11 protein-coding genes are annotated in these 14,482 nt (G+C 38.2%); 2 read left to right on the top strand and 9 right to left on the bottom strand.

Going from position 1 to position 14,482, the window contains the following annotated elements:
- Window positions 1-438: 438 nt before the first annotated feature.
- The gene (locus tag B8967_RS12870) at window positions 439-1,257 is read left to right on the top strand and encodes a GLPGLI family protein (RefSeq protein ID WP_084086372.1); all 819 of its coding nucleotides are present in this window, start codon (window positions 439-441) and stop codon (window positions 1,255-1,257) included.
- 17 nt (window positions 1,258-1,274) lie between these two features.
- Here the strand turns inward: B8967_RS12870 and B8967_RS12865 are convergent, their stop codons facing one another.
- Together B8967_RS12865 and B8967_RS12860 are read right to left on the bottom strand one after the other, a co-directional pair.
- On the bottom strand, window positions 1,275-2,810 hold the full coding sequence (locus B8967_RS12865) for a YifB family Mg chelatase-like AAA ATPase (RefSeq protein ID WP_084086371.1): 1,536 nt from the start codon (window positions 2,808-2,810) through the stop codon (window positions 1,275-1,277).
- 151 nt (window positions 2,811-2,961) lie between these two features.
- The gene (locus tag B8967_RS12860) at window positions 2,962-3,315 is read right to left on the bottom strand and encodes a winged helix-turn-helix transcriptional regulator (protein WP_084086370.1); all 354 of its coding nucleotides are present in this window, start codon (window positions 3,313-3,315) and stop codon (window positions 2,962-2,964) included.
- Between the two features lie 71 nt (window positions 3,316-3,386).
- On the opposite strand from B8967_RS12860, the gene B8967_RS12855 reads away from it, so the two are divergent.
- A complete protein-coding gene (locus B8967_RS12855; RefSeq protein WP_084086369.1) occupies window positions 3,387-4,238 on the top strand; it encodes an EamA family transporter in 852 nt (283 codons plus the stop codon).
- Between the two features lie 33 nt (window positions 4,239-4,271).
- Here the strand turns inward: B8967_RS12855 and B8967_RS12850 are convergent, their stop codons facing one another.
- The 7 genes from B8967_RS12850 to B8967_RS12820 all read right to left on the bottom strand — a co-directional run bounded on the left by B8967_RS12850 (window position 4,272) and on the right by B8967_RS12820 (window position 14,455).
- Window positions 4,272-5,402 (bottom strand): DmpA family aminopeptidase, encoded by a 1,131-nt coding sequence (locus tag B8967_RS12850; RefSeq protein WP_084086368.1) that lies wholly within the window; start codon window positions 5,400-5,402, stop codon window positions 4,272-4,274.
- 661 nt (window positions 5,403-6,063) lie between these two features.
- Window positions 6,064-7,026 carry a T9SS type A sorting domain-containing protein gene (locus B8967_RS12845; RefSeq protein WP_084086367.1) on the bottom strand — a complete coding sequence of 321 codons (963 nt, stop codon included), beginning with the start codon at window positions 7,024-7,026 and terminating at the stop codon, window positions 6,064-6,066.
- A gap of 45 nt (window positions 7,027-7,071) precedes the next feature.
- A complete protein-coding gene (locus B8967_RS12840) occupies window positions 7,072-8,445 on the bottom strand; it encodes a porin family protein (RefSeq protein ID WP_084086366.1) in 1,374 nt (457 codons plus the stop codon).
- Window positions 8,438-9,004 (bottom strand): RNA polymerase sigma factor, encoded by a 567-nt coding sequence (locus B8967_RS12835; RefSeq protein WP_084086365.1) that lies wholly within the window; start codon window positions 9,002-9,004, stop codon window positions 8,438-8,440. Before B8967_RS12835 ends, B8967_RS12840 begins: the two co-directional genes overlap by 8 nt.
- A 98-nt stretch (window positions 9,005-9,102) precedes the next feature.
- On the bottom strand, window positions 9,103-9,681 hold the full coding sequence (locus tag B8967_RS12830; protein WP_084086364.1) for a DUF4840 domain-containing protein: 579 nt from the start codon (window positions 9,679-9,681) through the stop codon (window positions 9,103-9,105).
- A 213-nt stretch (window positions 9,682-9,894) separates the two neighbouring features.
- The gene (locus tag B8967_RS12825; protein WP_084086363.1) at window positions 9,895-11,310 is read right to left on the bottom strand and encodes an efflux transporter outer membrane subunit; all 1,416 of its coding nucleotides are present in this window, start codon (window positions 11,308-11,310) and stop codon (window positions 9,895-9,897) included.
- Window positions 11,297-14,455, bottom strand: a complete 3,159-nt coding sequence (locus B8967_RS12820; protein ID WP_047484544.1) for an efflux RND transporter permease subunit — start codon at window positions 14,453-14,455, stop codon at window positions 11,297-11,299. The genes B8967_RS12825 and B8967_RS12820 overlap by 14 nt, the downstream gene beginning before the upstream one ends.
- Window positions 14,456-14,482 lie beyond the last annotated feature (27 nt).

The raw sequence follows: 14,482 nt of genomic DNA, 5'->3' as shown, positions 1-14,482 counted from the left end.
TGTAATGGAGAAGATATAACAGTGATCCAAGCGATCTGCATATGTGGTATGCAGAACTATAAATAAAGCTTTTGCGTTATTTATTACTATCGAAAATAATATATAAAATAAATGGGCGTATTTATTTTATATATTTCACTAAAGAACCAAATAATACAACTTTAATTATTTTATAATTTATTATGATTAACAATTCAATAATCAAATTTAACATAATAAAATCTATTGACTGTTATATAATTACAACTTAGACCCCACATTGCAGAATGAAACTTATGAAAGCAAAAACAGATAAACTCCACTTTTTTTGGTAATTTTTAAACTAAAACGTGTTAAAAAACAAGACATTTAATTTTATTCGTCATCTTTCTCTTAAAAGAAATAAAATAAGAAAAAAGAGGTTTGATTTTTGGTTGAATTACTACAAATCAACACATAATGTATAGATTCTTTTTTTTATTGTTATTAGGTATAGGCGTAGGTGTAAATGCTCAAAGTAACAGGTTCTACTACGAATTAAAATTTAAGCCTGACACCATTGCAGCTTATGAAGTAAAGGAATTTTTCATTACCGACATCAACCCTAAATCGATAAAATACTATTCATTAATTGATCAGAAAAATGACAGTATAATGAAAAATCCAAGCTCAGATTCAGAATATGAAAGAACGAAATTGTATCACTATATCAGTAGAGAAAGAAACAGTTTCAATAACACAAATTATTTCATAGTTGGCAATATAACTGCCCAAATGAAAACCAATGATGAAATGAAATGGATCATTCTACCTCAAACAAAAATGCTGGATAAGCTAAAAGTACAGGCAGCTGCAACCAACTTTGGAGGCAGGCAATGGACAGCATGGTTTACAGACACTATCCCAATTCCCGAGGGTCCTTATAAATTTCGGGGGCTTCCGGGTATGATCCTAGAAATATATGACAGCAATAATTATTTTCATTTTACATTGGTCAAAAATAAAAGGCTAGATAAAGAATATGATACTTCAGGGATTGTAGAAACCCATTTTGGGGAAAAGCCCTTACTCATCGATAAGCAAAAATACATTAAGCTCAAGCAAACAGGATACAACAATCCTTTTGAAGATATGATCAATAACAAGATAACATCGTATACTGACGAGAATGGAAATGAAGAGGCTTACGACTACAGACAGATGACATTAGAAAAACAACGGGAACTCAAAGCGCTCAACAATCACATCGAGAAAGAATTTATAATGCAATATAAATAGAAAGCAGAATTTTGGAACTATCCGTTCCAAAATTCTCTATCCAAACTTCTGTACTGTATAGCTTCGGAAATATGATAGGACAGGATTTTCTCAGCTTCTTCAAGATCGGCTATAGTTCGGGCTACTTTTAGGATTCTGTCATATGCTCTGGCGGAGAGATTTAATTTTTCCATAGCTAATTTGATAAGGCTGAAAGAGGCTTCGTCTAATTCACAAAATGCTTCAATTTCTTTAGGACCTATCTGTGCATTACAGCTGATATTCAGATTTTCATACCTTTTATTCTGAATATTCCTTGCCTTTACTACCCGATCTCTTATCTCTTTGCTTTTTTCGCCCTTCCTTTTTTCGGAAAGCTGCTCGAATTCCACCTTCTGCACTTCTATATGGATATCAATTCTGTCTAAAAGCGGTCCGGAAAGTTTATTCATATACCGCTGCATTTCATAAACAGAAGATGTATTACTGGGGTCATCCGGAAAGAAGCCACTTGGACTGGGATTCATTGAGGCAACCAGCATAAAACTTGCGGGATAATTGACCGTAAATCTGGCTCTTGAGATGGTGACCTCACGATCTTCCAATGGCTGTCTCATCACTTCCAGCACGGTCCGCTTAAATTCCGGCATTTCATCAAGAAATAATACTCCATTATGAGCAAGAGAAATTTCTCCCGGCTGAGGGTAGCTTCCTCCTCCCACCAAAGCAACATCAGAAATCGTGTGGTGTGGAGATCTGAAGGGGCGCACAGTCATTAATGAAGCTTCGGTTCCTATTTTTCCTGCTACAGAATGAATCTTTGTGGTTTCCAATGCCTCTTTCAAGGTCAACGGAGGCAAAATACTGGGAACTCTTTTAGCCAGCATGGTTTTTCCACTTCCCGGAGGACCGATAATAATGATGTTATGCCCTCCGGCTGCGGCAACTTCCATAGCTCTTTTTGCGGCTTCCTGTCCTTTCACTTCAGAAAAATCAAAAGGGAAATCATTGATTTTATCCTGAAATTCTTTTTGGGTATCTAATGTCAATTTTTTAAGTGCCTTTCCCTCATTAAAAAAATCAATGACTTCTTTGATATTTTCCACTCCATATACCTCCAGGTCATTAACAATTGCTGCCTCGCGGGCATTCTGAACCGGAAGAATAATCCCTTTAAAGCCTTCTTCTCTGGCCTGGATTGCAATAGGAAGAACTCCTTTTATCGGCTGAAGGCTTCCATCTAAAGAAAGCTCACCCATAATGATGTAATGCTGGATTTCTTCAGCCAAAATCTGATCTGAAGCCGCCAAAATACCGATAGCAATGCTCAGATCATAAGCAGATCCCTCTTTTCTGAGATCCGCAGGCGCCATATTAATTGTAATTTTCTTTCCGGGAATTTTGTAACCCACATTTTTAAGGGCCGCAGATATCCTGTAGCTGCTTTCTTTGATCGCATTATCGGGAAGACCTACCAGATGATATCCCACTCCTCCCGTATCTACATTCACTTCAATAGTAATCGTCTGAGCGGCAACTCCGTGAATGGCACTTCCATAAATTTTTATCAGCATGGGTGTGTTTTTTCAAGTAAATATAACCAATAAGCTATTTTAGAAAATTGAATTTTGCCTTGATAATATTCTATGAAAAATAGGGATAACTAAAAACATATCAACGAAATATGCTCTCAGAATAGTCTTGATATGAGTATGAAATACAATTTTATTCTGTCAATCTATTCTGACCTCCCCAATAACAAAGCTGGCGCAATAAAGGAATTAACGAATCTGCCTTTTGCGTAAAGGAGTATTTAATTCCTTTCGGTATGGTTTCAGAAATTTCAGCTTTCTCAATAATCCCCTCCTTCTCTAACATTTTTAATTGTCTGCCCAGAACCTGGTCAGAGATATTTTCCAAATCGGTTTTTATCAGACTAAACCGGTTATTTCCATGGGCAATAGAAAAAATAATCTGCGATTTCCATCGGCCGCTAATTAACTGAAGGACATAATTAAAATCACAGGTATTTAGCAAGTATTGGCTATTTATGCTATTTGTTGAATTTTCCTTTTTCATTCTACTAACAATTTTGTTCGTTATTGCCCATTGTTAATCATTGTAGCAACTTTGATACAAAGTTATAAATAATGATAAAAAAAATAAATCAGCATTCACTAGGCATTTATCTGGTCATTTTAGCAATGGCATGTGTGCAGTCAGGAACTGCAATAGCCAAATTTTTATTCCCTGTTTTGGGTCCTGCCGGAACTGTAAGCTTAAGATTGGGAATTGCATCGTTATTGCTCTTGGTCATTTTTAAAGTAAAAATAGTTGGCAGAAACAGATTTGACTATGCCTGGTGTTTATTATACGGACTTTGTTTGGCAGGAATGAATTTGTCTTTCTATTATGCCATTAAATTCATTCCGATGGCATTAGGAACTACTATAGAATTTACAGGTCCCTTAGCCTTAGCGATCATTCTATCAAGAAAATACCAGGATTTTATTTGGGCGGGTCTTGCGGGTTTAGGTATTGCTTTAATTACTCCCTGGAGCAATACAAATGGCATTCATCTAGGAGGTATAGCACTTGCAGCCTTAGCGGGCACATTTTGGGTAGGATATATTCTATGTGGAAAGCTGGTGTCCCAAAAAATGAAATCTATTGATGCCGTTGCTTTAGGGATGGGGTTTGCATTTTTACTGGTATTACCATTTGGATTAAATGATGGTTTTGTTGAAAAATTAAATATCAAATGGTTATTATTGGGGATATGTGTCGCATTATTATCCAGTGCAATTCCTTTTAGTTTGGATATGAGGGCTTTCAAAAACTTATCTTCAAAAACCTATAGCATCCTTATGAGCCTTCATCCGGCTCTGGCAGCACTATCAGGGTTTATATTCCTGGGAGAGCGTTTAAATCTAATTCAAACATTAGCTGTACTCTCCGTAATTATAGCCAGTATAGGATCCGCAATTACGTCTAAAAAATAGCAGTCACAATCATTCCTTACCATAAGCCGATCGCTATTCTATATTCAGCCGGTTATACTTTTGTAAGGCATCAATAAGTAAATCATGGGGCAGTGCAACAGCTGTATTACCATTTACCCCTTCCATTGTTCTCGCAGCTACCATAGCATTAATTATAGATTCTTCAACGACCTGAGCTGTTGCTTCGAAGAGCGGTGTCATCTGATCATTCGAAATCGTTTCTACCTGTGTATTTTCATTTCGGTTAAAAGCATCTTTATTGGCAGTAGAAAACGCCAGGAATATTTCCCCGGAGCCATTTGCTCCACGTCCTCCGACCATTCCTATGCCTATCGTTACCCTTTGGGCAATTCTTTTTAACTGATGAGGTAAAAGTGGTGCATCTGTAGCTATTACAACGATAATGGAGCCATCTCCTTCCTGTCTTCTTGATGTAGGCGGTCCATTAAAAATAGAGCTTTCAAAATCCTTAAGTTCCAGCCCTATAGGAACTCCGGCGATCGTAAGATTCTTTTTAATCCCAAAATTAGATTGTACAAGAGCTCCCACAGTATAGGAAGTGTCTTTTATCCGGGCTATTCTTGATGAAGTTCCCGTTCCCCCTTTGAATCCGAAGCTCATCATTCCTGTTCCGCCCCCCACATTTCCCTCTTCCAAAACTCCGGAAGAAGCATTGTTAATGGCCTCCAATACATGTTTTTCTTTTACATGAAATCCATATATATCATTGAGGAATCCATCGAAAGTTTCTCCAACAACAGGATAGGTATACCACCAGTCATCTGTCTTATACCAATTGATATCTACATACCACTTTAAAACACTGTCTAAAACAGTCCCCACACTATTGGTATTGGTAAGCATGATGGGAGATTCTAAAAAACCAGATTCTGTAATCCAGGTTGTCCCCGTCATTTCACCATTCCCATTCAGGCTATACCAATTTGCGTAAACAGGGCTGAATTTCTTTTCTTTTCCTACCGGAAATATTGCCGTCACACCCGTTCTTATTTTTATGGGATTCTTGCTGGCTGAAAAACTGATGTCATCTGAAATAATAGTACTGTACCCTACTTCTACACCTTTAACATCCGTTATTGAATTATATTCTCCCGGAATTCCCTCAAATGGAATTCCTAAATCTCTTGCTCTTAATTTTTTCATCGCTAAGTCAAATTTAGATCAATCAAAATTCCATAAGTATTTTATCATTTACAATAACGAACTAAATTGTGAGTACAATGAAACAGGTTGATCTGTATTTTATTATTCTGGAATATACTTTGCGGCTGGCATTACAATGCCGCACAGCCAAAAAATGCAAGAAGTGCGGTCCCTATTATCCCGGAGAAAAGAAATGAAAAGAGTTTGAAATTATTTTTTGATTAAAAAGATGAACGCAAAGCTTATGAATAATTCCGCTTTATTTTAAATGGGCAAAGTGATGCGACCTTGTCGCTGATGAAGATGTATGCCTATCCATACGCTTAGACGAATCAACTTCGTTGATTCTATCCTTTGCTCTCTGAAAATATAGATCATGAAGCTAAAGCTTTGCGTTAGAAAAACACATCATCAGTACATAATCTTTTTAATCAAAAAAATCATTAAAGAATGTGATTTGGAATAAGAAAAAACATTGTTCCCCTCAGAGAAAATAGTAGCAGAACTCAACACAGGTAAGGGTTTGTAATGATGGATATATGCACAAATATAATGCCTTCCCGTGTATTGCTGTAGATTGTATGATCGCTAAAAAAAATCGGTACAAATAAATTGTACCGATCCTCCACTTTAAAACTAACAAAAAAGATTATTTAATCTTCTACTTTTTTATGAATTTATTTTTATAAACGTTGCCGTTTGAACCTTTAGAAACAATAATATAGTTACCTGGAACAAGATGACTTACATCAATGGCCTGGTTGTACTTGTGATCGTTTTTCTGCAACACAAGTTTTCCGGACATATCTATAATTGTAACTTCCTTATAAACTTTATCAGATTCTTTTCCGATATAAAGGAACTGAGCTGTAGGATTCGGATAAATTTTCAGGTTATTATCTTTCTGCTTTGTTTCTCCTGTTCCTAAATTTTCGCAGAATTCCCAGTTTCCGAAATTGAGCTGTACGAATGAAAAAGGATCCAGCATTTCACATTGGTCCGGGCAGTACTCAGTACAGGCATAGAATCCATATTTTCCGGTTTCTGTAGCGGTAAAAGAATCTCCATTCACTCCAGCGATGATACAAGGGTCTCCCGCAACCGGAGGATTGCTGCCTGGAACGCATTTAAACCAGGTATGATTGCCATATACAACAGGAAATATATCATCAAACTTTACAGAAGCTCCATTACATACATTCACTACTCCAAGATCCACTTCCTCATAAGTTCCCGGTGTATAGGTAGACATCATCGCCGGAAGCCCATACACAAATCCATCTGCCATAATTGCAGGGCTTTCCGCAGTACAGTCTCCCTGTATAACGGCTACTTTAAAATAATACAGCTGGTCATTTCCATTAATCGTGAGCTGCTGTGATGTGGCTCCGGGAATTGCTACCCACGGATTATTATTGGGAGTCTGCCACGTCCATGCCTGCTTATACCACTGGTAACTGCCAAATGCCTGTGTAGAAAGTATTTCATCTTCCACATTACAGAATAAAATCTTGTCCGGAAATTTTACTCCAAGCCTGGGGCTGGTAATGGTAGGATTACATTGTGCTTTGATACTCAGTACACTGAATACTAAAAATGTTAAAAAAATTAGTCTTGTTTTCATATTTATACATTTAATGTGAGTGTAGGTGTGATCAATAATTTATATTCAATCGAGCAGCAATCTGATCCCGAACTTTACATTAAACTGTAAAGGTTTCTCTTTATAGACTGTATTCAGCGCGTTATTTTCTTTGAAATGATATCCAATTCCGGGTTCTGCATACACTCCGAATCTGTCGATGACTTTCAGCTGAAGTCCAACCGCTGTATTTACTGAAAACTGCAGGGATTTATTATCCAGGCTTTCTTTTGTCGTCTCCTTTATTTCGTCATCTACTACATAGTTCGTGGTAAGATTTCCCCCAACAGGTTTTTCTACGAGCGCCCCTCCTGTAACATATCCTGTAAACCTTCCTTTCTGAACTACGTTATAATTAACCTGAACAGGAATTCCTATATAATGGACCGTCTGCACTCCCTTTATATAATTGGTATGGCTTCCGGAATGAAGTTCCGATGTCAGTTTCGTATAATTCAATCCTGTCCCGATTCCCCATCTTTTCCCTAAATTATAATAAAGGGACAGTCCCAGAGTAACCGGTATTTTATGACGGATCTTCGCTTCCACAGGCTGGCTTTGGTTGGCAAGCAATACTTCGGTAAGCGGGTTATCATCATAGGTGGAAGTAGTCCACACCTGTTCAATATTCATCGGTTTTCCACTCATAGAAGCATACCCTGGAAACTGTTGTTCTGCAACATTTGATGATGCGTTTCCTGTGAGCATGCTCAACATCCAGGATTTCTCAGACTTAGATTTTTTGTTTTCAGCATATTTTTCCTTCTTCTTTTCCGGTGTAAAAAGAGCTTCCTCAGCTTCCTTCCTTTTCATTGGCTCATCTTCGGCCTTCTCAACCAGAAGAGGTTTTTGAGAAATTTCAGTCTCTTGCCGGGTCTCTACTTTTGTTTCCGGAACTGTGGCTATATCCTGAACGACCTCTGCATCATTCTTTGTTTCCTTACTGAAAAGCTGTATATCATTTATTTTTCTTAACGTTCTTTCTATTGTTGTTTCTGCCAATGAAGCCCCGGTACTCATCTGATCTTCAGCAGCAGAGCTGCCCCGGTCTTGCGGGTTTTCTATCCCTATATTCTTTTTTACCTTTTCTTTAAGGCCATCTGCATTCTGTGAAATGGTTTCAGGTCTATCTGTATGAGAGTCAATCTGCAGTACAAAAAACAGCAATACGGCGGCAGCGGCGGCACCACCAATACGGTAAAATAAACGCTTGTCAACTACTTTATGCCCATTATTATTTCCTATCTCATGTTGTTCTTCAGGAATAAAACCGGTAATCATCTTATCTTTATCTTCTTCAGAGAATAATTCATCTCTGATGTCATCCCACAATCCTTCCGGAACATCCTCTTCATGGTCGTCCATTCTGCTTCGCAGGTTATTTAACCATTCATTATTCATATTGTGCTTTTTTTGACATTTTAAACTCCTTTATTTTCTGAACAAGCAATCCTTTTGCCCGATGAAACTGTGAAGCAGAAGAATTCTCTGCAATTCCCAAAAGCCCGGAGATTTCTTTATGGCTTTTTGTTTCAAATACATACAGGTTAAATACCGTTCTATATCCATCCGGAAGCGACTGTATCATTTCCATAATAACAGCCTTTGGAATTTCCTCAAAATCAGGTTCTTCATCATTAGGAAGATCCGGGAGATCTTCTATTTCCACGGTTGATTTTGTATCTGTATTCTGCTTAATATGCTTTAAAGATTCATTGACCACAATCCGGGTCATCCATGCTTTTAAAGAACCGTTTCCCCTATATTCAAAAGAGTCTATTGAACGAAACATTTTGATAAAACTGTTCTGCAGCACATCATGAACATCCTCCTTTTCAGTCAGATAACGGGAACAGATATAGGTCAGATTACCGGAGTAGGCTCCGAAAAGCTCTTTCCATGCGGCTTCCTCCTTCAAAAGAAGGTGTCTTACCAAAATCTGTTCTTTATTTTCCTCCATGTAGAGCTACCGTATCCGATTGAATATTGATTAAAATTTTTAAGCAAAAATAGATTGCATCATATAAAACACAATCCATTTTTGGTAATATTTATTATTTAGTTCTTTATACAGAGTGGAAAATTATAATTGATTGTTTCAAAAGGATCTAATATGACCCCGTCTACAGTAATCTTTTCCGCAGCCAAAGCATATCTTAATGAGTGATCCATTCCTACAAAAAATCCTTTCTGCTTGGCAGTCAAAACAACTGTTGTATTCTTATTTACACCATCTACCGGAATTTTAAATTCCAATACCTTAGGCGTAAAAACCAACTCTATAACATTATTTGCCGTATTTACCGTTGCCGTATACTGCAGATCATATTTCACTTTTCCGATTGCGTTGAGAGCCGTTTCTGCTTTCGCCGGGTCTTTCACTACAGACTTTACAATTTCTTTGATAGGAAATTCAGCAAATGAGATGGTATCTTTTTTTACTTTAAAATCTACTATTTTCTCTGCTCTGGAATTGCCCTGTACTGTGATCAATCTTCCTTTATAATTCCCTTTAAGGTCTTCCAACTTTACAGGAGGGATCTCCGGACTATCATTATCAAGGCATGAAAATAAAGTGAGGCCTGCCAATACAACTAAAACAGCCATAAAAATTTTGGGTACTGTAAATTTCTTCATTACATTATTTTTTTACATTAAACATTTCTTATTCTGAGTACTCACTTATATAAACCCCATTCTTTTAAAATCTTGCACAGAATTTCAAAAAAAGAATGAATCTTTTCATAAAACACTGATTAACAGAGTCAAATATTTACAATTACAGATTCTACAAAATAAAAGGAAGCTATATGATATAGCTTCCTCTCTTATTGATCACTTATTTACCTTCTACTCTACTCCTCCGCCCAGTGCTCTGTATAGATCAACCTCAGCATTTAACTTTTCAAGGGTAACGTTAATAGCTTCAAGATCATTCTGAAGTTTATTATTTTGGGCCGTTATTACCTCTAAATACGTTGCCATACCACTTTTATACAGCTTAAGTGCATCATTAATTCCTTTATCTAAAATGGCTGTTCGCTGCTCTAAAAGCTCTAATCTTTCAGAAGATCCTTTAGATTTTGCCATAGCATCAGAAACTTCTCCAACGGCAGTCATTACCGACTGTTTAAAATTGATGGCAGCTTTCTCCTGTTCTATCAAGGCTGTTTCATATGCTGTCTTTAGCTGCTTTTTCTGAAAAATAGGAGCAGCAAGATTAGCAGCAATAGCCTTGGTGATAGAACCGGGAATATCAAACCATGAGCTGAACTTATTAGAGTTTATACCTATTTGAGGAGATAAACTTATACTGGGATACATGGCTGCTTTCGCCAATCCTGTTTTTGAATTCAGGCTGACAACATTGAGTTCTGCCATTTTCAAATCCGGTCTTCTACTTAATAACTGCGCCGGTAACCCTTCTGACAGTTTATTTTCAGGAATCATGGTTTTCAATGTTCCCTGCCTTTCTACTCTATCCGGATAGCCTCCACAAAGAATGCTCAATGCATTTTCCTGGATAGCAATATTCTGTTTTGCCAAGGGGATCAGCAGCTCTGCCGTTTTCTTTTGTGCTTCCGATTGCTGCACCGCCAAAGAATTGATCTGTCCTGCTTTAAACTGGAGATCCATCATTTTTAGGGTACTGTTGCTTAGTTCAATATTCTGCTCAGCTATTTTTAACTGTTCATCTAAACTTATCAGATTATAGTAAGCCTGCGCCACCTGGACAACGATCCGGCTTTTTACAGCATTCAGATTTTCCTTTTGGGCAAAATATTCGGCAGCAGCAGATTCCTTCTGCATTTTTGCCTTGCCCCAGATATCAACTTCCCAGGAAAGCCTCAGACTGGCACTGAAATCATCCATATGCGTTGTTCCCGCAAACTGTTCATTAAGTGATCCGTTCAGGGTATTGGTAGAAGCCCAGCTTCTGTTGGCCCCTGCACTGAGATCCAGTGTTGGAAGAAGAGATAATTTAGCCTGCTTGTAGATCAGGTCTAGCTGCTCTATATTCTTTAGCGCAACATTTACTTCATTATTTCTGGTTAAGGCTTTATCTATTAAACCGATCAGTTTAGGATCCTTAAAGAACGTCTTCCACGGAAGCACCACCGTATCTCCTGTTACCTGTACGGATTCTTTATAAGTTTCCGGTATCTGAAGATCTGTTCTTGCATAGGGTTTCCCCACGGCGCAGGACACCAGTACCGATGCCATTGCGCCTGAAATAAGGAAATTCTTTATATTAAATATTCTCATTTGTCAATTGATTTTGGATTACAGGATACTTCTTTTTGGATGAAAATTTCTCGTCCAGATATTGGAAGAACATATACAGCACAGGAATTACAAATACTCCTAAAACGACTCCACTTAACATTCCTATCGCAGCACTCACACTGATCGATTTATTTCCTGAAGCCATTCCTCCGGTGGAAATCATCAGTGGAATCATTCCCACAATAAAGGCTAATGAGGTCATGATGATCGGACGCAGTCTTGCTTTCGCTCCTTCCAGTGCAGAATCCAGAATAGAAAGTCCTGCTTTCCTTCTCTGAATCGCAAATTCCACGATAAGGATTGCATTTTTTGCCAGTAGACCAATAAGCATAATCAATCCTACCTGTACATAGATGTTATTATCCAGTCCAATGGCTTTAATTCCAAGGAATGCTCCTACAATTCCCGTTGGAATGGAAAGCATTACTGCTAACGGGAGAATGTAACTTTCGTATTGTGCTGCAAGAAGCAGGTACACGAAAAGTAAACACAATCCAAGGATGACAGCAGTCTGATTTCCAGCTGATTTTTCTTCCAAACTTAAACCGGTCCATTCATAACTGTAGTCAGATGGAAGTTTATTCAAGGTTGGTTCAATTTTATCCATCAGGGCTCCATTACTGATTCCCGGCTTCGGTACTACGTTAATGTTCAATGAATTATAAAGGTTATACCGCTGAACGGATTCCGGACCATATACTTTTTTCAAAGTGATTAGGGTATTGGCAGGAACCATCTCTCCTTTATTATTTTTCACAAAAATATCATTAAACGCCTGCTCATCCATTCTGAAAACACCGTCGGCTTTGATATTTACTCTGTAGAACTTCCCGAATCTGGAGAAATTCTGAGACTGATCTCCAGAGAAATACGTTTGTACTGTTCCTAATAAATTGGCAATACTTACTCCCAGCTGCTTCGCTTTATCTTCATTCACTTCCAGTTCAAGCTGTGGATAATCTGCTCTAAACATGGTATACGCATAAGCCACTTCCGGCACCTTCATCAACTGTCCGATCACATCATCTGCCTTAGACTTAAGAACCTGAGGATCTCTACCCATACGGTCCTGAAGGACAATCTCTGCATCATTGGTGACTCCATACCCTTCTACCGGCGGCATTCTGAAACTCATGACACTTCCTTCTTTGATGACAGATAGCTTTCCGTTAACAATATTCATGATCTCATCAATATCCTGAACAGCACCTCTTTCTTTTTTAGGTTTTAATTTTACAAACCCCATTGCATATGCAGGTCCGGCACTGTTACTTAACAAGTTAAATCCTGTAATGGAAGTATTCTCCTGAACAGCGTCTACTGTTTTTAAAATCGCATTGATTTTATTGGATACTTCAGTTGTTTTTGTCAAACCTGTTCCCGGTGGCATGCTCAATGAATAGATGAAGAATCCATCATCTTCCATCGGAACAAAACTTTTGGTAGTGCTTGACATCAACCATGCTGAAAGCCCTATAATTCCGGCTACCAATCCTGCTGCGATCCATTTTTTCCCGATTAAAAATCTTACTCCCTTTGCATAGCGTTCCGTCATATTGTTGAACCCTGCATTAAAGGCAACTGCGAATCTCTGTCCGAAGCCTTTTGGTTTTCCGCCTTCTTCTGCATGGTGGTTTTTCAAGAATACCGCACATAAAGCTGGTGTCAAAGTAAGAGCGTTCACTGCAGAAATAATAATCGCAATGGCTAATGTATAGGCAAACTGCTTATAGAATAATCCTGCAGAACCTGACATAAATCCAATCGGAATAAATACGGCAGACATCACCAATGTAATGGAAATAACAGCTCCTGTAATTTCACCCATCGCTTTGTGCGTAGCCTCTCTTCCCGAGAGATTAGTCCCTTCCATATTACTGTGAACGGCTTCTACCACTACAATGGCATCATCCACTACAATACCGATCGCCAGTACAAGGGCAAACAGTGTCAACACATTAATCGTAAACCCTAATACCAAAAGGAAGAAAAATGTACCAATAATGGCTACCGGAACTGCAATGGCCGGAATAATGGTAGACCTGAAATCCTGTAAAAAGATAAATACTACAATAAATACAAGGATAAAGGCTTCTATCAGGGTAGATTTCACCTGTCCTGTTGCTTCATCCAATCTTTCTTTAGTACTCATCACCTTGGTATATTTTATACCCGGAGGGAATGATTTTGAAAGCTGATCAATCGCTTTATTGACTCCTATCTCAATTTCATTGGCATTAGATCCTGTCGTCTGCATAATGGCTACAGTCACTGCATTCTTACCATTGGAAAGGTTATCTCCGGTATTGTTGATGGATCCAAATTCTACCCGGGCCACATCTTTAAGCCTGATCACATTGGTTCCGTCATTTTTAACCACCATATTTTCGTATTGTTCCGGCTTATTCTTTTTTCCTTTGTATCTGATAACATATTCCAAGGCTGCATTTGATTCTTCTCCCAATTTACCCGGTGCAGATTCTAAACTGTGATCTGCAATGGCATTGGAAATATCAGAAGGTTCCAATCCATAGGAAGACATCTTCTGTGGATTAAGCCAAATCCTCATGGAATAATCCTTAATTCCAAAGATCTGTGCCTGCCCTACTCCTTTTACCCTTTTAATCTGTGGAATAAGGTTGATATTGGCAAAATTCTGAAGAAAGGTTTCATCATATTGCTTATTATCTTCAGTATAGATATTGAAAATCAACACCATACTGTTCTGTTGTTTTGAGGTAGTAAGACCCATTCTCACTACTTCCTGAGGCAGGATCGGTGTGGCCTGCTGTACTCTGTTCTGTACATTTACCGCCGCCTGATCGGCATTTACTCCCTGTTTGAATATCACAGAGATGGTAAATGTTCCGTCATTACTTGCTGTGGATTTCATGTAGCTCATGTCTTCCACCCCGTTGATCTGCTCTTCCAAAGGAGTTACCACAGAACGGATCACCGTTTCACTGTTTCCACCCGGATAAGAACCTGAAACCGTAATGGTAGGTGGAGAAATGTCCGGGAATCTGGTCACTGCCAGCTGGTTTAATCCAATGATCCCCAAAATGACAATGATAAGGGATATTACCGTCGCCAGTACCGGACGGTCTATTATCTTTTTTAACATTTTCGAATTTTCTAAGAATGATTATAC

The organism is Chryseobacterium sp. YR221, from assembly GCF_900176315.1.
GTDB classification, from domain to species: domain Bacteria; phylum Bacteroidota; class Bacteroidia; order Flavobacteriales; family Weeksellaceae; genus Chryseobacterium; species Chryseobacterium rhizosphaerae.
Note: the sequence above shows the minus strand (reverse complement) of the source record. Positions and strands in the feature narration are given on the sequence as shown.

Coding starts and splice junctions, on each gene's coding strand:
- B8967_RS12870 (WP_084086372.1), top strand. CDS start 439: ATGTATAGATTCTTTTTTTTATTGTTATTAGGTATAGGCGTAGGTGTA.
- B8967_RS12865 (WP_084086371.1), bottom strand. CDS start 2,810: ATGCTGATAAAAATTTATGGAAGTGCCATTCACGGAGTTGCCGCTCAG.
- B8967_RS12860 (WP_084086370.1), bottom strand. CDS start 3,315: ATGAAAAAGGAAAATTCAACAAATAGCATAAATAGCCAATACTTGCTA.
- B8967_RS12855 (WP_084086369.1), top strand. CDS start 3,387: ATGATAAAAAAAATAAATCAGCATTCACTAGGCATTTATCTGGTCATT.
- B8967_RS12850 (WP_084086368.1), bottom strand. CDS start 5,402: ATGAAAAAATTAAGAGCAAGAGATTTAGGAATTCCATTTGAGGGAATT.
- B8967_RS12845 (WP_084086367.1), bottom strand. CDS start 7,026: ATGAAAACAAGACTAATTTTTTTAACATTTTTAGTATTCAGTGTACTG.
- B8967_RS12840 (WP_084086366.1), bottom strand. CDS start 8,445: ATGAATAATGAATGGTTAAATAACCTGCGAAGCAGAATGGACGACCAT.
- B8967_RS12835 (WP_084086365.1), bottom strand. CDS start 9,004: ATGGAGGAAAATAAAGAACAGATTTTGGTAAGACACCTTCTTTTGAAG.
- B8967_RS12830 (WP_084086364.1), bottom strand. CDS start 9,681: ATGAAGAAATTTACAGTACCCAAAATTTTTATGGCTGTTTTAGTTGTA.
- B8967_RS12825 (WP_084086363.1), bottom strand. CDS start 11,310: ATGAGAATATTTAATATAAAGAATTTCCTTATTTCAGGCGCAATGGCA.
- B8967_RS12820 (WP_047484544.1), bottom strand. CDS start 14,455: ATGTTAAAAAAGATAATAGACCGTCCGGTACTGGCGACGGTAATATCC.